We start from the raw sequence: 18687 nt of genomic DNA on the forward strand, positions 1-18687 counted from the left end.
TTTTTTTAAATTTTCAAATGCAACAAAAAGGGAAATACTAATGTCAAGACACTTTAAAAAAGACGAATTTGATATGATTTATAAAATTTACAATGAATTTGGATTAAAAAAAACAATAAATTATATAAATGATATTTCGCCAGATACAAATTTTATAACCAGAGATCAACTAGTTCGAAGAATCAAAAAAATTATTAGATATTATAATAATGGTATGCAAGACCAATTATTAGATAAAAAGGGTGCAAGGAGAAAGCCAGGGAGTGGCAAACCTAAAAAACAAATTGAACCCGATTGAAACGAATTTACAAAACAAGAATTAATAGAAATAGCTAAGAGATATTACGAAACCAACAAAGATAAATCAAAATCAGGAAAACTTAGTGAAGCCAAAACACTAAATATTCCCTACAGCAAATCTGCAAAAATTTTTAATGTATGTAGACAATCAGTGGCAAAATCTAAAACTAGAGTTATAAAAGTAAAGCAGCACAAAAATGACGCAATAATTAAAAAATCCTTTCTTGACAACAAAGGTAGATATGGCCGCCTAAGGTTAAGTGCTTATATTTCTATGAAATATAATATTGACATTCACCCTCGAAGTCTTGGAAGACATTTAAAAAGATTGAATTTAGTATGCAAAATTAGAAAACGAAGAAGAAAGAGCGAAATTAAGAACACCAAATTCGCACTTCCGGATATTGTTAAACGCGACTACAATGATAAATTAAATAGAAATATTTTTGCTACTGATGTTACATATATAAAAGCTCCCAGAGATGTTAAGGAAAACCATGTATTTTTGTCTGTAATAATTGAGCATAAAACTAAAAAAATCAGAGATTTTAAATTATCTGTAAACAATGATCTTAATTTAGTTATGGAAAATATAAAGACATTTAGGTCTATTGATAAAGATTTTGTTATTCATTCGGACCATGGATTTCAATACACTTCAAAAGTCTATATTGACAAAATAAATAAAATGGGAGGAACTGTTTCGTTGTCTCGCATAGGAAATTCTTTGGATAATAGGGAGGCTGAATATTGATTTTCAATTATAAAAAGTGAATGCTTAAACGAGTTAAACTACAGCAAAATAACTTTTGAAGATCTGAAAAAAATAATTGCAGATTATATATTTTGATACAACAATTATAGAATTCAATCGATTTTAAATTGAAAAACACCACAGCAATATGCTATGATGTTATAATAATATTAAACTGTTAATTTTCTTTGCCCTAGTTTATTTACCGGTATTTTTTCATATTTAGATTCACTAAAAAGTGAATTTTTGCATCAAACTGGCAAACTCAATAATATTCTAAATTATAATAAAAAATCCAACTTTTACTATTTAAAGTTGGATTTTTTTATATTTTAAAATTTTTAAGGATTTTTAGGATGTCTTAGTTTCAACAGGTATTCCTTCAACTGAACTACCAAGTTGAGAAGCTAATGAAGAATCAACTTGAATTTTACTGAAAGAATCTGTTCGCTTTGCCGCTTTTAGGAAGTATTCTAAGTCAGTTTTGGCATTTGCAGAGAAATTTCCTTTAAGAACTAAAGTTGCACCCTGAACTTGTTTTCCATCTTTGTCTTTAATGAAAATATTTGAAAACTCAAAAGGTCCAAAATTAAGTCTTTTTTGGAATTGACCATCAAATTTATCTAGCTCAACGGTATAAGTTTTTTGTCCTGAAGTAGAACTATTAGAATCAATTCCAAAGGAAATGTCACGGAACTTTAAGTAAAAATTAGCTTGTTCTTTAATACCAGTGTCAGTTTCTCATGTTGAAATTTGGTCGTTGAATTGTTTGTTAGCCTCGTCAAAATTAATATCTTTAAAAGTTTTTATTTCGGTTTTAGAAAAATCAAGGTTAGGTGGGTAGCCCCCACGGCCACCAAAAACTCCTTGGAAAACTCGCTGATTAATTTTTGATCCAAAAGCAATTTTTAGTCCTTCATTAATTTTGTCGGTACTTCCTAGTTCTTTTGTTCAACTTAAAGTGTCAAAACGAATTGAACCAGGTAATTTTGCCTTATCATTATAAAGATTTATACTTGCCTTATCAACAAAGTCTCATTTAATAAAGTCAACATTTTTAAGACCGTTAGGATTAATAGATCAAGTTCCGGTTTCTTTTTGGGCATTTGAATAAAGCGATAATTCAGTAAGTTTATGATTTTCTAATTTTGAAAGGGCTTCAAGTCCTTTATTGTCTTCAACAAAAAGACGCAAAGAAGTAATTGATTTAGGTAATTTAGAAATAATTTGTTCAATTGTTGAAGTGTAGTCGCCTTTGACATTTTGGAGGACAACTTCTTTTAGGTCGCTTTGAGATTTGGCTAAACTTTGAAGAATACTATCAAATTTTGACAGAGCAGTTGGATCTGAAGAGTCTAGATAGAGCGATTTGAATTGGGTTAGACCGTTATTTCCAGCGGTGTTACCGGCGTCTTTCTTGTATTGGATAAGTCTAATTGAATTAGAACCATTAGGAATTCCGGCTGTTTGTAGAGCTGAAGTAAAGCTTGAATCATTTACATGTGAGCTAGGATTATTTAGTCCACCAGATCAACCCGGACGAGATAGGCTACTTAAAACTGTTGAGTCTTGGTTTGGCCATGGGCTATCATAAGGCGCAATTCCTCTTGCATTATCAGCTTTAATTGCTTTTTTAACGATATTATTTCTAGGTTCTCATCCGTCGGTTTCTCTATCGGGGGTATAACCTTTTTCAAGCAGACCAATTTCTTCTCTAGTTAGACGTCCTTGTTCAAAACGAGCTTTACGTTCAGAGTGGTACTTTAAGTCATATTGTTGACGTTCAAGTTCATATTTTTTTTGGTTAATTTGGTAATTATAGCTTTCATTTCAAACTTTAAGACGGTGCTTGTACTCTTCAGTACCTACCACTTTTGACCCTGACCAGTAAACTGACTCATGTTTTTGATTTTGCTGTCTTTCTAATTCTCTAATTTCAGCAGTTATTCTTGCAATATTTGAATTAGTAGTGCCTATATTAGTTGAAGCCCGAAATCTAAGGTTTTGGAGAGCTTGGCCATATTTACCAGCATCAACTTGCTGATAAGAAGCAGCGGGAGTTGGAGCAGGCGGGGTAAAAGTAGGAGTTACCGGTTGGGCTTGGGTTCTTGGAGGAGTAACTGTTTGAATTGTTCTTACTCTTTGAACCGGGCGTGGAGTTGGGCGGGCAATAGTTCGAATTGGGGTAACGATTGGTGAGATTGGTCTTGGTTTTGCTTTTGGTGTTGACTGGGGAACTGGGTTGTCGATTTTCTTAACAGTTGGGGGCTCGACAGTTTCAACTGGTTTTGGGACAACTATTTTTGGGCCTGGACTTGGAATTGGTGCTTCAGGAAGATTTTGTTTTTTAGGTGGATTGATAAAATTTGTATTTGCAACAGGAGAAAAATTAACATCATTTGGGGTGTTTTTTAAAACTGTTGAAGGAGTTGATGTTGAATAAGAAACTTCTAAAGGATCAAAAATACTACCCGAAAAAACACTCGGAATATAAGCTGCACTAGCAACTGAAAGTCCGAGCAATGAAACGGCAATTATTTTTTTTCTTTTTGATAAATACAGTACCATGATATCTCCTTTTGCAAATTACTTTGTTTAACTTTGCTTAACTTATTTTACTTTGTTTTTACATATTCACTTAAATTATAATATAAATTATAAAAATTTGTAGTAAAAAATCTTAAAAAAATTGGGCTAATTTTTTCAGTTTTGCTTTGATAAATATTGGTGAATTTTTTCAACATAATCAGTCTTTTCAAAGCTAAGATCAAGATCATCGCGGCCAAAATGTCCATAAACTGCAAGATTTTGATAAATTGGCTTTCATAGTCCAAGTTGACTAACTAAATTAGCAAGTCGAAGATCAAAAACACCTCTAATAATTTGACTAATTTGATCTGTGCTGAATTTAGGGTTTTTAACATAAGTAATATTAACTAAATCAGGAAATTCAGAGCCAATTTGGTATGAGAGTTGAATTTCAATTTCATCTGCTAAATTAGCAGCAACTAGATTTTTTGCAATATAACGGGCAATATAAGCCCCACTTCGATCAACTTTTGTATAGTCCTTTCCACTAAAAGCTCCACCGCCATGATGAGCTGCATCTCCGTAGGAATCCATAATTATTTTTCGCCCAGTCAGACCACTATCACCAATTGGCCCTCCGATTGTAAATTCACCAGCTTGATTAATGAAAGTTTTAAAATCAGAATTTAGATCATATTCTTTGGCAGTTGGTATCATAATTTTATTTAGTACAAAGTCGCGAAAGCGAGCTATGTCATAATTTTTTAAATGCTGAATTGACATTAACATTTTAGTTATTTTTGGTTGGCTGTTTTGATCATAGACAACTTCAACTTGCGATTTCATGTCAGCAAGGGCTTCTAAAAACTGACCATTTTTACGGTAAAATTCAGCTTTTTGAACCAAAGAGTGGGCCAGACTTTGGGCAAGAGGCATAAAATTTTTAGTCTCATTAGTGGCAAAACCATAAACAATCGACTGATCACCAGCACCAAGGCTATTTTGAGAACGATTTACAAGACTAGAAATTTCTTTTGACTGGTTATTTACATTCGAAATTATTGTAAAATCATTTTCGGTATAGCCAATTTCAAACAAAATTTCCCAAGCAGTTTTGATAAAATCAACATAGCCAGTAGTCGAAATTTCACCGCCGATAATAATAAGTCGATTTGAAGCCATCACTTCAATTGCCGCCCTTGAGTTTCGATCTTGATCTAAAAGTTTATCAAGAATTGAGTCAGCAATCTGATCGCAAATTTTATCAGGATGACCTTTTCCAACAGATTCGGCGACTGAAATTTTCGATATTTTCATTTTTTTCCTTTGGTTCTAAAATTAATAGCTAAAAATTAGGCAGTTTTTTGTTTTGCTTGGAGAAATTCTTCAAAAGAGAGTGATTTTTGGCGTTTTGTTGTCAGTTTTCCGTTATTTATTTTGATAATTAAGTCGGCGAGAGGTTCCATTTGGGGATCATGAGAAACCATGACGATTGTTGTTTTATATTTTTTATTAATATATTTAAGAATTCTTAAAACTATATTTGTGTTATTTTCATCAAGAGCACCGGTTGGCTCATCAGCAAAAATTATTTTTGCGTTTTTAACAAGAGCTCTTAGTATTGAAATTCGCTGTTGTTGACCACCGGACATTTGTGAAGGGAATTTAAATTTTATATCATCTAGTTCAAATTCAGTAAATAAATCCTGGATATCTAAAAGTTTTGTTTTATCACCTTGAAGATAAGCACCAACTTGAACATTATCATAGCCATTTATATTTCCAAGAAGATTATATGACTGAAAAATAAATGAAACTTTTTGACGACGGAATTTTGTAAGCTCTGAATTTTTAAGATAGGCTAAATTAACCGAGTCAACAATAATATCACCTTCAGTTGCCCTATCAAGCCCTGACATTAAATTCAATATTGTTGACTTTCCTGATCCGGATTTACCATTTAAAATAGCAAAATCACCCTCGGCGATACTAAAACTAATATCTGCAAAAACTTTTGTAACGACAGACCCAAAAAGATAATATTTTGACACGTTTTTAAAATCTATTATCGAACCAGGTAAGTTAGTGTCTTGAATTTTACCAACTTTAACTCGTGGAGTATCGTTTGCTCAGCGAATTAATTTTAATTGTTTTGCTGATAAATTTTCTGACTCAGTTTCTTTAATTATTTTTAAGGCTTGTGTTTGTCTTTCAACTTTTTTTGCCTTTGAAAAAAAACTTAATGACATATCTACTCCTGTAATTGCTAGTTCAACTAGTTTTTATAATATATTTAAACTTTTACATTAAAGGCTAAATTATAATACAAAAGTTAAATTTTAAAATATTTTTTAAAATTTAATGCAAAAAAAGCTATTAAACTAAAATAAAAAGTGAATTTTAGAAGAGTGAAAAACAAGCCATGTCAGGGATAAAACAAACTAATTTTAATTCTTAATTTTCTATTCTTTGAGTATATTTATTATATCAGAAAATTTAAAACTTGGTAATAATTTTTTTTTATTTTTTTAAATTGTTTTTTAAGGTAAAATTTAATTAATTAAATAGCAAATAAAAACCAAATGGAGGTAAAAATGACAGAGGTTTTATACATAAAGTCACATTTAAACCAAAATTCAACTTCTAACAATGTTGCAAAACTTTTTATTGAACATTATAAAGAGCAAAATCCTAATGCAATTATTAGTGAATTTGATCTTAATGATTATAAAGTCGGACAAATTTCCCTAAATTCAGAAAATTTTTCAAGCTTTTGAAAAGAAGTTGATGCTGATTTTTGAATTGAAAAGCTAAAACAAGCCAAAAAAGTAATTATTTCATCACCGATAATAAATTGAGGCTATTCAGCCCAAATTAAAAATTTTTTTGATGCAGTTTGTCTTGCTGATCGTACATTTTCTTATAAATATTCAAAAAAAGGTGGAGCAATTGGTCTTCTTGATAATATTGAAAATGTTCAAATTATATTAAGCTCACATTCAAAACAAGAAGAACTACCAAGTCCAAATCCAGCTGAGACAATCATTGGTACTTTTAATTTTCTTGGTGCTAAAAAAATTAATAATCCGCTTATTATTGAACAGTCTTATAAATATAAAGAAAATGGCTTTGATGAGACTCTTGTAGAACAAATCAAAGAGACAGCCAAAAGTTTTTAAAAAAAATAAAAATAGGAAAATTATGAATATTCTAGTTTTAAAGTCATCAGTTAATGAGAAAAAAGGATCATATTCTTCAACTCTTTCAGATCTTTTTGTTAAATTTTATAGAGAGATTAATCCTGAGGATCAAATTGAAGTTCTTGATCTAAATAAATTTGAGATTGCTAACATTAATTTAACAGAAAAAAATTTTCAAGATGGTAGTTTTTACCAAAATGCACAAGCAGAGTTTTGAATTGATAAATTAAAAAAAGTAGATAAGGTTGTTTTTTCAACTTCAATGACAAATTTTAATTATTCAGCCACAACTAAAAACTTTTTTGATGCAATTACAATCCCAAATCAAACCTTTAGTCTTAATAAAGAAACTGGCAAGTATCACGGATTATTAGATAACATAAAAAATGTACAAATTCTTACAGCCCAAGGAGCTCCAATTGGTTGATATCCATTTGGAAATCATACTGCCTTAATTAAACAAATTTTTGAATTTTTAGGTGCTAAAATTGTCTCAAGCCCTTTTGTTCTTGCAGGAACAAAAGTAGCCCCAGCAAATCAGCTATCAATTAGCGATTTTGTTGAGCAACATCAGACTGAAATTAAAAAATTAGCACAAAATTTTTAAAATATCGAAAAACAAGTATAATTTTATAATTGATTTAAAAAAATTATAAGGACTAACATGAAAAAAAATATCCATCCTGTTCAACACGACTTAGCTCTAACTTGTTCAACTTGTAATTCAGAATTTACTATCAAAACAGTAGTTGATAAATTTACAATTGATATTTGCTCTGGTTGCCATCCTCAGTTTACTGGTGATAGATCACTTAGTCGAACTACCGGAAGAATTGAAAGATTTCGTCGTATGGCAGCAAAAGCGCAAAAAAATCCTGTAAAAAAATAGTCAATAATTTTAAATATGATTACAAAATTAAATAAATTACAAGCAAATCTAACTGTTTTGTATACTAATTTGAAAAATTTTCATTGAAACCTACAAGATGTAGATTTTTTAGTTATTCATAAATATACAGACAAATTAGCAAAAAAAACAATTGAATTTGTTGACGAAGTCGCTGAAAAAATCCGTTCACTAGGACAAGTTGCAATTTCAAGTTTTGATGAAATTAGTCAAAATTCAGATTTAGAAATATTTAATTCAAAAATTTGAACTTCTGAAGTAGCTCTTGAAAAAATTGGCAAACAAATCAAGCTAATTCTTGAAGTTTGCAAAAATATCCAACAAGACGAGTCAAATTTTGAAATTCAACATTTAATTTTTCCATTAATTGATGAACTTGTTCTTTACTATCATAAAGAACTTTGAATAATTCATGCACAAAAATCAAATAATTAATCTTATTTATGATTCAGAACCGATAAGAATTGATATTTTGGTTGCTAAATTAACTAATTCTTCACGGGCTATTGCTCAAAATTTAATTTTAAATAAAAAAGTTTTGATTGATAATGTTCTATCTTCTAAAAAAAATTTACTTGTAAAATCTGGTCAAAGTATTATGATCATAAATGATTATACAAGTCCAGAGCCATCATTAAAAGCTGCTAAAATTGATTTTGAAATTATTTTTGAAGATGAAGATATTCTTTTAATCAATAAACCAAAAAATTTAGTTGTTCATCCTGGCGTTGGCAATTGAGACGGAACACTTGTAAATGGAGTCATTGATTTTTTAAAAAATAATCTCAGTGATCTTGATAAAGTTCGACCAGGAATTATCCATCGACTTGATAAAGATACAAGTGGTCTTATTTTAGTAGCTAAAAATGCAAAATCACATTCATATTTTGCCGATCAATTGGCAAAAAGAGAAATTCAAAGATTTTATAAAGCAATAGTAGTTGGAAAAATACCTCATAAATTTATTAAAATAAATTTGCCAATTGCTCGTGATTCCAAAAATCCCTTAAAAAAGACAGTTAGTTATTTTAATTCCAAACAAGCAATAACTAATGTTGAATTAATTAAGCATTTTGTTTACAAAAACCAAAATTTTAGCCTAATAAAATGCCAACTTGAGACTGGTAGAACTCACCAAATTCGCTTACATCTTGCTCATATAGGTTTTCCAGTTTATGGCGATCCAATTTATGGAACCAAAGTTGATAATTTAGGCCAAAGATTGCATGCTTACAAATTAATTTTTAGACATATTGACGGAAAAGAACTTGAATTTAGCACTGATTTGCCAAAGGAATTTATGATCGCCTTTAATGAAAAAATCTAAAATTTTAGTGTCTTAGAGTATTTCATTAAAAAAGAAACAAAGAAAAATTTTAAGCAAAAATTTACTATATAATAAGGATATCCCTAGTTTCCCAGTTTGATGAGATAATCTTAAAAGAGTGTCCGGTTTTGGGCGCTTTTTTAACTTTTTTGGCAAAAGTTAATTACCTATTTTTTACCGATTTATTAAGATAACTGGAAAACTCAGGACAAATAACAACCAAACGAAAAACACTGAATTTTAAATCTAACACTCACGAAAGAAAAACCTACTTATTAACCAAAAAAGCAGGCTAAAAAGCAAAATTATGAAATTTTTAAACTACCTTTTTTAGTTAAAACGCTGACAAAAACAATAAAAAAATACAACTACTATTTAAACTCAATGCAAAAAGAAAACTCGTTTTTATTTGCAGCGAGCCTAAAAAACATGTGAAGTTTTGAAAGAGCCATAACCAAAAGCCCTAAATTTCTAGATTTCTAAACGGTGAAATTTAAGGCATACCATCATATTTAAAAATATAATGGAAAATTCGCACTATCAAAGCACATTAGACAAAAAACATAACTAATCCCCCCTTAATTCTAATATCGATTTATTAATTATTCTTAAGCGAGATTTATTATAACATAATTTTATTTTAGACCAAGCATTTTTTTTTTTTTTTTACAAAAGGTTAATTTTAAAATAATAAAAATTAAGACTTTAGATCAAAAAACACGGATTTATAAACTAGGACAGAGAAAGTTAACACTAAGGAGTTGGCTTTTTTGTCCAAGTTTAAGGAGAAAGCTAACACCCAAAGTGTTAGCTTTTTTAAATTTTCAAATGCAACAAAAAGGAGAATACTAATGTCAAGACACTTTAAAAAAGACGAGTTTGATATGATTTATAAAATTTACAATGAATTTGGATTAAAAAAAACAATAAATTATATAAATGATATTTCGCCAGATACAAATTTTATAACCAGAGATCAACTAGTTCGAAGAATCAAAAAAATTATTAGATATTATAATAATGGTATGCAAGACCAATTATTAGATAAAAAGGGTGCAAGGAGAAAGCCAGGGAGTGGCAAACCTAAAAAACAAATTGAACCCGATTGAAACGAATTTACAAAAGAAGAATTAATAGAAATAGCTAAGAGATATTACGAAACCAACAAAGATAAATCAAAATCAGGAAAACTTAGTGAAGCCAAAACACTAAATATTCCCTACAGCAAATCTGCAAAAATTTTTAATGTATGTAGACAATCAGTGGCAAAATCTAAAACTAGAGTTATAAAAGTAAAGCAGCACAAAAATGACGCAATAATTAAAAAATCCTTTCTTGACAACAAAGGTAGATATGGCCGCCTAAGGTTAAGTGCTTATATTTCTATGAAATATAATATTGACATTCACCCTCGAAGTCTTGGAAGACATTTAAAAAGATTGAATTTAGTATGCAAAATTAGAAAACGAAGAAGAAAGAGCGAAATTAAGAACACCAAATTCGCACTTCCGGATATTGTTAAACGCGACTACAATGATAAATTAAATAGAAATATTTTTGCTACTGATGTTACATATATAAAAGCTCCCAGAGATGTTAAGGAAAACCATGTATTTTTGTCTGTAATAATTGAGCATAAAACTAAAAAAATCAGAGATTTTAAATTATCTGTAAACAATGATCTTAATTTAGTTATGGAAAATATAAAGACATTTAGGTCTATAGATAAAGATTTTGTTATTCATTCGGACCATGGATTTCAATACACTTCAAAAGTCTATATTGACAAAATAAATAAAATGGGAGGAACTGTTTCGTTGTCTCGCATAGGAAATTCTTTGGATAATAGGGAGGCTGAATATTGATTTTCAATTATAAAAAGTGAATGCTTAAACGAGTTAAACTACAGTAAAATAACTTTTGAAGATCTGAAAAAAATAATTGCAGATTATATATTTTGATACAACAACTATAGAATTCAATCAATTTTAAATTGAAAAACACCACAGCAATATGCTATGATGTTATAATAATATTAAACTGTTAATTTTCTTTGCCCTAGTTTAATTTACCGGTATTTTTTCATATTTGTATTGACTAAAAAGTGAATTTTTGCCATCAAACTGGCAAACTCAGAAAAAAAAGAAACAAAGAAAAAAATTTGAAAACAAAAATTTACTATATAATAAGGATATATAGTAAATTTTTTTTATTTCAAAGAAATGGGGTGATTTATGAAAATAAATAACAAAAATATTAAAAAAATTATTGGTCTAAGTCCATTAACCAATTTAACATTTGCTAGCTTGTTAATTAGTGTTCCACTAATTACTGTTATTTCCCAGAAAAATTGGCATCAAAAAGATTCAACAAGTCTAGCTTATAATGAAGAATTTAACAATTTTTTAGATTTAGAAGCTAATAACGTTATTAGCCAATTGGAGCAAAATTCTAGCGTTAATTTTTAAATGTTCAAGATGTTGACCAGGAAGCACGAAAAATTGGCAATCTTGGTAGATTTAAAAAAGATTTCAATAATTTTATTAATAAAGTAAAAGCGAATCCAAGGGCAAATCTTGAAAAACTTGCAAAAGACACTTTAGCTACAAAAGGCATTAATTATGACCAATTAAAAAAACAATATCAACACAAAGTCAAAATGCCAGCAGTAACATTTTCATACAAATACAAACCACAAAACCGTTGATCTATGGGTAATGTTCCATTCCCTTGAGATCCTAGAAAAATAAGCTTTCGCAGAGTACCAGCCTCCGGAGTTCCACAAAACAATGATACTTATAATAGATATTCGGCCGGAGTATGAAGGTCACATGTAAAAACTGCTTCATTTGCAGCAATAAATTTTGGACTTGCTGTGGCTTATGGTTTTGCTCTTAATTTTGTCGCTGCTGTTTCAGCCGGTGCGGCAGGCTCAATGCTTAGTTATCTTTCAGCAAAATACAAAGAACTTTATGATCAACTACAAAAAGCTCCTTTTGATATTAGCGATAAAATCAAAGGACAAATGGCAAGCCATGCAAATGCAATTGGTATTGCGGGTAGCGTTAACAAATGACTTCGAGGAGTTTTAACTCTTGCAAATAGTGTTAGAAAAATACAAACAACTGTTAGACCAGCATTATTAGCTTCAAGTGTTCTTTCAAATGCTGGCGCTATTATTTCATTAATCGATCTAACTCAAGGACTCATTAGCGAACTTATAGACCGTCTAGTGATTATTGATAATTAATTTGAAATTTTTAGGAAATAGCAAGTCAAAAATCTATATAAACTTAAAAAAAGCCACTTATTTAAGCGGCTTTTTTTAAGTTTGAATAATTTAATTTTTATACAGGGTTAATTATATGGTGCTCTCGACAAGACTTGAACTTGCACCCGTTTCCGGATTAGAACCTCAATCTAACGTGTATACCAATTTCACCACGAGAGCTTATATGGCGGATCAGACAGGATTTGAACCTGCGCGGGTTTTTTTGAACCCCTAATACGTTTCCAACATATCCTCTTAAGCCTCTTGAGTACTGATCCAAAGTAACATAAGATTTAACACTATAATTATACAACAAAAAAGGATTGCTATTAATTTAGATTCAAATTTTTAAACTTCTAAATTAAAGGAAATAAAAGTTCAAAAGAATGGCTCCTAAGAATAAATGATTAGCAAAGGGTTAAGTTTTGAATGAACAATATATCTAAAAATTCATTAATGATTTTTTGTTATTCAAGATAATTATAACACAAAAAAATTTTTTAGTAAAAAATTTTTGAAATCTAATAAAGTTGTGATTTGTGTTGATTTTCCCGAATTTGACACTTTGATGAGATAATCTTAAAAAATCCCAAAAATAAACCAAGACAAAAAAGCCAACGCCTTAGTGTTAATTTTTTTTGTCCTGGTTTAGATAAATTTCATAAAAACAGATTTACCTTAAAAACACAAAATACTTAATATTGCCGCATACAATTGTTTTAATAGTATTCATCAATTTTTTCTAAATTATCAAACATATTACTATCGAAAAAAACATCATTTATTATATTTTTTTTCATTTTTTCATTATTTTTATTTATTCAATTCTTATCTAGATTATAACTTTCTAAAAATTCACAACTGTTAATATAAGGTTTGATTAATATTGTATTCAAAAAAATTAAATCATCTGTTGATATTCATTTTTTCTGCGTTTTTGAAAATTCTTCTAAATTATCAAATGCAAAATAAAGATATTGCAATAAAGATTTGTGCAGGTATTTGGTAAAAAATAAGACAATTGTTTCTTTGCTATTTTTTTCTCACGCACTAAAAGCATGTCTTTTTATTGGCTCAACTTCATTTTTGATTAAAGCAGAAAAATGTTTTAAAGTAGTTGTTTCAATCAGAATATTTTTGTTGTTTGTCTCTATAAAACCATCTGATCCGCCTCCCGGGGCTTGTGAAGTAGGCATTAGTTTTGAGTTTAGTTTAGTTTTGCAAATGTTAATAAATGAATCTATGTGAATAGAAGGTTGTTTATGTTGAATAGATAACCAAACATGTAAATTTATTAGGTACTCATATAATAGATATATTGGTATACCCTCTAATGATTTGATGTTGTCTAAATTTTTAATCACATTGCGCTCTTTAAGAACAAGATCAAGGTTGCAATCGCTCCTTAAAATTAGGTTTACCTCTTCAAGTGTAAATGGTATTGGAATATTTTCATTTATAGAGTCAACATTTGTTGAAAATGACTCAATTAATTTAAAAATATTTTCCATAGTTTGCTTCAAACTTGTTTTTTGAGAGAAAAAATCCCCTTGTTCTAGCAATTTTTCAAGTAAATTGACAATATTTTCATTCTTTAATTTAATAAATGAGGTTTCAGAATTTTTATCAATTTTAAAGATATTTAAAGACTGTAACCAATATAAATTTATGCTTGAATATTCATCCTCAGCGGTTATCGACTTTCTAATAAATTCAATTGAGGATAAAAACTTATCAGTTCTTGTTGTTTTTATTAAATATGACAATTCTTCTACATATGTAGTGATTTTTTCCTTGTCAAATTTTTCTATCTCTTGCGATAAATATTTAAGAATGATTTTTGAAACAGCCATACGATCGTTTACAATAGAAGAAAAAGCAAGAAGAAACTCTTTAACTCCCTCGTAATCTGAGTTTTTAAAAAGATCAACAAATTGAGTTAAAATCTCTATATTTTTCGGTGGTTTTCTGAATGAAGATAATTGATTTTGAATTTTATCGCCCTTGATACCATTATTAAGAATGTTTCATTCTTTTCAACCATTTTTGTCCATTGAGCCATTATTCAAAATTGCTTTAATCAACTCTAAAAATGGTTGAATATCCCTTTTAACCTCAGTATTAGATAGATTAAAACGAAGAACGATAGTCAATCAAAAAATTTCATAAATAGTTGTTTGAAATTTTTCTCTTAATATCTTTTCTATTTTTTCATATTTATCAGAATCGATTAGTTGATTAAAAAAATATCCGTCGTCAGTTAGAATACCTTTAAATGATTTGGTTGATTTATGTTCAATTAATCCCAATCATTTTAATGTTTTCAATAATAAATTTATGTCTTTTTTAATGTACTTGCCTGGTTTTTTGTTTCTTTTATATCCTTCTTTGACACATTTTTCTCAAAAATACTCAAAATCACTTATTTCTGACTTTTCACTAATTTCACCACTATTATAATTTGCAATAAATTTCATAGCAAAAGTGTAAAGAGCTAATTGATTATTAACTCTTCAGGCAGTGTCTCCAAGTTTTCAATTTGTTTTATTATTATTCATAATTCCAAAAAATAATTTCCTCTACTTCTTTGTTTTTTCTATGGTAATTAGAATTTTTATAACTAATGTTTAACTTTTTGACATTAATTGACCGGTCTTCTATAAATTTCTTTAATACGGTATTTATATTATTTCCATTTTTTAAAAAATTAGACGCAACAAATTTAATTCCTTTATCATCTAAAATTTTGAAAATTGAAATAAGTCTATTTTCGTCAGTTATTGATCATGTTGAATTATATGGTGCTTGAGATACAAGGTAAGGGGGGTCAAAATAAAAAATAATTTTATCGGGGTCAAGTTTTTTTATTATTTTTAAAACAAAATCCTCAAAATCCTCATTATAAAGTTTTATATTTCTATCTTTAGCTATTTGACTAAATAGTTCCAAATTTTTTCGGCGATAGTTCGAATAACCACTTTTACCAATCGGAACATTAAATTGTCCTTTTGAATTAAATCTTATCTCAGAGTTAAAGCTAAAGAAAACTAATACTATTAAGGAAACAATGTCTCTGTTATAGTGATTGTAATCATCACGAAGTTTTTTATATCCAATATTATTTTTTTTATAGTCTTTTTGTGTAATCAAGGAATATTTATTAACTTTTTCTTTAATTAAATTATCTATATGATTAAATTCATTTTTTATAAAAAAATTTATTATGTTGAATAATTGTTTGTCTTTTTCATTAAAAATAATATTTTTAAAACCCGAGTTAATTCCAACATTAAAACTTCCGCCAAAAACATCGATAAAGAAATGATCATCGCATACTTCTGGACTTGGGATAATATCTAATAATTCGGGCAATATTCTAAACTTATTGCCTATGTGATTTAAAGGTGACCTAACTAAATTACTCATTTTTAAAATTTTTAAGCCTTTCCATTATTTTTTTATAATAACCTTCATCTATTTCAGACCCGATAAATCTTCTTTTTGTTTTCAAAGCAGCTATTGCTGTAGTTCCGCTGCCCATAAACAGATCCAAAACTAAATCATTGGGGTTGGTATGTAATTTGATTAAATCAATAATCAAATTAAGCGGTTTTTGGGTAGGGTGTAATCTCTTAGCACTTCCAAGTTCACTTGAATAAACATATTCTGGTTTTATATAAGCCTTATCTTTTTTTAACTCAAAGTTAAAAGTTCATTTTTTTCCTGGTTTGACAGCTCATAAAGCAAATTCAAAATCTGAAACGTATCGTCTTTTTGTATTTCTTGGCATTGGATTTTTTTTAACCCATCTAATAAGGTCCTTAACAAGGAAACCATTCAGCTCAAGTGTTCGTGCGATTTCACCTAAATTTTTTCAATCATTGAAAATAATTATTGAACCGCCATTCTTAATAAATGGGGATGTTAAATTTATTCATTCTGATTGGTCAAAATTTTTGTCTCACTCTCCAAAATCGATTCCGCTTCTACCAATAGATTTGAAATTATTTTTTCTGCTTATATTGTAAGGAGGGTCGGTTATAACTGCATCAACTTTTATTTTATTATCTCGCAAATATTGTAAAAGAATTTTATAGTCACCATTTAATACAAAATCAATTTTTTCTGACATAATCCTCCAAAAATAAACAAAATTTATTAAATAAAAAATGTAAATTCTATTTTATAAACAACCTAGAACTAATATTTTTACTTTTTATAAAAAATATAAACTCTTATGCAAAATGTTTTGTATTTGCGAGTATATTCTAATGATAACAAATTTTAAAAAATGCTTTTTAAATAGACCAAAAAGCTAGCTAAAATTAAGACTAAACTATTTATCATTAAATTATATATCAAGTTTGTACCAATATATAACTAGTATACATACAAAGTAAGGAAATCGATTCTAATTGGGGAGTGTTCATAATTTTGTGTTTTAAATTTTATGGATTTTTTTCTGATAGAAATCTAATTTAATTTTACATTATTTAATCGATTAGGGAAAATAATTTCTAATTCTTTTTTAATTATGTCTCAATTTCTTACCTGTATTTGTCAGTTTATAGATGCGTTTTGGAGCGTTAAATAAGTTATTTTTGAAAGGTAATTTACACTGTGAATTCCGCTTCTGTTTTTGTATTTTCCTAATTAATCTATTTACTGATTCAATTGAATTTGTCGTATAAATTGCTTGTCTCAATTCATATGGATATTTAAAAATGTACGTTGATGAGTTTATTAAGTCTACAGATTTTAAAAATATGATTTCCAAAAAAACATTTAAAAATTTAAGTGAAGACGAAAAAAATAAAAAGAAAAACATAGCCTTTTATTCAAAAGTAAAAGAGATAGAAAGAGAAAAGCTTTTTTACTTTGCTTTAGTTAGAGAACAAAAAACACTAGTTATAAAAGCACCAAGTGAAAATAAAGAACAAACTCAATTTTTAGGTTATGAATGGTCTAATCAGAAAGGAAACGAGGGTATTCAAATAAAAAATGAGGGTGGACTATTATATAATCCTAATGATAAAAACAGCGAAAAACACATAGCGCCACTTATCAAGAAATCTTTTAGTGATAAAACTGTGGAAATAAATGAGGAATTAAAAACCTATGCCAATATCATAGAAACAAAAAATATGCTTGATTTTTCAAGGGAAAAATTTGATAGGGTAATTAGTTTGGTTGAAAAAACTGTAATAAATATAATTACTAAATATCCTATAAAGAAATTACAAATGATTAGTGATATTAATTATGGAGTTAGAATTAGAAAAGTTGACATTGAAGAAGAAATTTTCCCTGTTTATGGAGGTGGGGGTGAAACTTTTAAATATCAAACTTATAATAGAGAAAATCAATATATTATATCTAGATTTGGAATGTCACAACAATGCGTTAGATATGTTAAAGGAAAGTTTTTTCTAAATGATTCTGGGTTAACTGTAAACAAAAATACTGAAGAAATTAAACAAAAATACTTGGATCTATATTTATATTTTATTCAAAATAAGATTTTTGCATTAGGTCGAGGTTCGGCACAAAAAACTTAGATATAGAAAGATTTAGAAATTTAGATATCCCAGTACCACCTATTGAAATTCAAGAAAAAATAATAAAAGAGTGCGAAGAACTTGAAAAACAATATGAAACAACTGGTATGAAAATAGAAGAATATCAGGCACAAATTCAAAAAATATTTGAAGACCTTGAAGTGTTAAAATCTGAAGGGGGTATAAAACACTAGTTGAAGTTTGTAAAGAGATTTATGTAGGTGGTGATATACCTAAAGAAGATTTTTCAAAAATTAAGACACCAAAATACAATGTTCCTATTTTCACAAATGGAACTAATGAAAATGCATTATATGGATACACAAATAAAGCTAGAACAATTGAAACCGCAATTACAATATCAGCAAGAGGAACAATAGGATTTTCGGAAAAAAGAGAAGCCCCTTTTTATCCCGCTGTTAGATTGATTGTTGCAGTACCCAATAATAATGTAAATATAGATTTTCTTAATTATACATTGAAAAATATTGATATAAAAAACAAAGTTTCTAGTGGTTCGGTAATTCCACAATTAACTGTACCTATGATACAAGGCTTAAAAATTTATGTTCCAACTTTAGAATACCAAGAAAAAATAGTTAATAAGGTTAAAAATATAGAAAGAGAAATTGAAATTTTAAAAGAACAACAGATAAACTTAAATGAAGAAATAAATAAAATAGTTCAAACATATATCAATTAAAAAAATTATACCGAGTTTCCCAGTTTGATAAGATAATTTATTGAAAAGTATCCCGAGTTTCCCAGTTTTAAGGCAAAAATTCACTTTTTAGTGAATATAAATATGAAAAAACACCCGTAAATAAACTAGGACAGAGAA

At 28.4% G+C, this 18687-nt stretch carries 17 protein-coding genes, 2 tRNA genes and 1 pseudogene; 11 read left to right on the plus strand and 9 right to left on the minus strand.

What is annotated here, in order from left to right; genetic code table 4:
* The first annotated feature begins 40 nt into the window (after positions 1 to 40).
* The gene (locus V3255_RS02295; RefSeq protein ID WP_341516211.1) at positions 41 to 1219 is read left to right on the plus strand and encodes an IS3 family transposase; all 1179 of its coding nucleotides are present in this window, start codon (positions 41 to 43) and stop codon (positions 1217 to 1219) included.
* A gap of 186 nt (positions 1220 to 1405) precedes the next feature.
* Here V3255_RS02295 and V3255_RS02300 read toward each other — a convergent pair whose 3' ends face one another.
* The 3 genes from V3255_RS02300 to V3255_RS02310 all read right to left on the minus strand — a co-directional run bounded on the left by V3255_RS02300 (position 1406) and on the right by V3255_RS02310 (position 5832).
* Complete coding sequence (locus V3255_RS02300) at positions 1406 to 3622, minus strand: putative immunoglobulin-blocking virulence protein (RefSeq protein ID WP_341516212.1); 2217 nt, start codon at positions 3620 to 3622, stop codon at positions 1406 to 1408.
* A gap of 126 nt (positions 3623 to 3748) precedes the next feature.
* A complete protein-coding gene (gene metK, locus V3255_RS02305; RefSeq protein WP_341516213.1) occupies positions 3749 to 4900 on the minus strand; it encodes a methionine adenosyltransferase in 1152 nt (383 codons plus the stop codon).
* Positions 4901 to 4935: 35 nt separating this feature from the next.
* The gene (locus V3255_RS02310) at positions 4936 to 5832 is read right to left on the minus strand and encodes an ABC transporter ATP-binding protein (RefSeq protein ID WP_258824962.1); all 897 of its coding nucleotides are present in this window, start codon (positions 5830 to 5832) and stop codon (positions 4936 to 4938) included.
* 345 nt (positions 5833 to 6177) lie between these two features.
* Here V3255_RS02310 and V3255_RS02315 point away from each other — a divergent pair, with 345 nt between their 5' ends.
* From V3255_RS02315 to V3255_RS02350, 8 genes are all read left to right on the plus strand, one after another.
* Positions 6178 to 6762: an FMN-dependent NADH-azoreductase gene (locus V3255_RS02315; protein ID WP_069099625.1), complete on the plus strand. Its 585-nt coding sequence runs from the start codon at positions 6178 to 6180 to the stop codon at positions 6760 to 6762.
* Positions 6763 to 6784: 22 nt separating this feature from the next.
* A complete protein-coding gene (locus V3255_RS02320; RefSeq protein WP_341516214.1) occupies positions 6785 to 7390 on the plus strand; it encodes an FMN-dependent NADH-azoreductase in 606 nt (201 codons plus the stop codon).
* 57 nt (positions 7391 to 7447) lie between these two features.
* Positions 7448 to 7672 (plus strand): 50S ribosomal protein L31, encoded by a 225-nt coding sequence (gene rpmE / locus V3255_RS02325; protein WP_044283875.1) that lies wholly within the window; start codon positions 7448 to 7450, stop codon positions 7670 to 7672.
* Between the two features lie 15 nt (positions 7673 to 7687).
* Positions 7688 to 8125: a Dps family protein gene (locus V3255_RS02330; RefSeq protein ID WP_044283876.1), complete on the plus strand. Its 438-nt coding sequence runs from the start codon at positions 7688 to 7690 to the stop codon at positions 8123 to 8125.
* Positions 8103 to 9017: an RluA family pseudouridine synthase gene (locus tag V3255_RS02335; protein ID WP_332977193.1), complete on the plus strand. Its 915-nt coding sequence runs from the start codon at positions 8103 to 8105 to the stop codon at positions 9015 to 9017. The genes V3255_RS02330 and V3255_RS02335 overlap by 23 nt, the downstream gene beginning before the upstream one ends.
* Before the next feature lie 851 nt (positions 9018 to 9868).
* Positions 9869 to 11047: an IS3 family transposase gene (locus tag V3255_RS02340; protein WP_341516215.1), complete on the plus strand. Its 1179-nt coding sequence runs from the start codon at positions 9869 to 9871 to the stop codon at positions 11045 to 11047.
* Positions 11048 to 11251: 204 nt separating this feature from the next.
* Complete coding sequence (locus V3255_RS02345) at positions 11252 to 11485, plus strand: hypothetical protein (protein WP_341516216.1); 234 nt, start codon at positions 11252 to 11254, stop codon at positions 11483 to 11485.
* 191 nt (positions 11486 to 11676) lie between these two features.
* Positions 11677 to 12267, plus strand: coding sequence for a hypothetical protein (locus V3255_RS02350; protein ID WP_341516217.1), 591 nt, complete (start codon positions 11677 to 11679; stop codon positions 12265 to 12267).
* Positions 12268 to 12383: 116 nt separating this feature from the next.
* Here V3255_RS02350 and V3255_RS02355 read toward each other — a convergent pair.
* The 6 genes and pseudogenes from V3255_RS02355 to V3255_RS03985 all read right to left on the minus strand — a co-directional run.
* Positions 12384 to 12468: transfer RNA gene (locus tag V3255_RS02355), tRNA-Leu, on the minus strand.
* Between the two features lie 5 nt (positions 12469 to 12473).
* Positions 12474 to 12566, minus strand: a tRNA-Ser gene (locus V3255_RS02360).
* Positions 12567 to 13007: 441 nt separating this feature from the next.
* Positions 13008 to 14846: a hypothetical protein gene (locus tag V3255_RS02365; RefSeq protein ID WP_341516218.1), complete on the minus strand. Its 1839-nt coding sequence runs from the start codon at positions 14844 to 14846 to the stop codon at positions 13008 to 13010.
* Entirely contained in the window at positions 14839 to 15714 is an 876-nt protein-coding gene (locus V3255_RS02370) for a Dam family site-specific DNA-(adenine-N6)-methyltransferase (protein WP_341516219.1), read from the minus strand. Before V3255_RS02370 ends, V3255_RS02365 begins: the two co-directional genes overlap by 8 nt.
* On the minus strand, positions 15707 to 16420 hold the full coding sequence (locus V3255_RS02375) for a site-specific DNA-methyltransferase (RefSeq protein ID WP_337896002.1): 714 nt from the start codon (positions 16418 to 16420) through the stop codon (positions 15707 to 15709). The genes V3255_RS02370 and V3255_RS02375 overlap by 8 nt, the downstream gene beginning before the upstream one ends.
* Before the next feature lie 341 nt (positions 16421 to 16761).
* Positions 16762 to 17020 (minus strand): annotated as a pseudogene (locus tag V3255_RS03985) (transposase); the annotation flags it as partial.
* Between the two features lie 34 nt (positions 17021 to 17054).
* Between V3255_RS03985 and V3255_RS02380 the strand changes: the two are divergent.
* Positions 17055 to 17846: a hypothetical protein gene (locus V3255_RS02380; RefSeq protein WP_341516220.1), complete on the plus strand. Its 792-nt coding sequence runs from the start codon at positions 17055 to 17057 to the stop codon at positions 17844 to 17846.
* Positions 17847 to 17916: 70 nt separating this feature from the next.
* A complete protein-coding gene (locus V3255_RS02385) occupies positions 17917 to 18549 on the plus strand; it encodes a restriction endonuclease subunit S (protein ID WP_341516221.1) in 633 nt (210 codons plus the stop codon).
* Positions 18550 to 18687 lie beyond the last annotated feature (138 nt).

Source organism: Mesomycoplasma ovipneumoniae, from assembly GCF_038095975.1.
Taxonomy (GTDB): Bacteria; Bacillota_I; Bacilli_A; order Mycoplasmatales; family Metamycoplasmataceae; genus Mesomycoplasma; species Mesomycoplasma ovipneumoniae_C.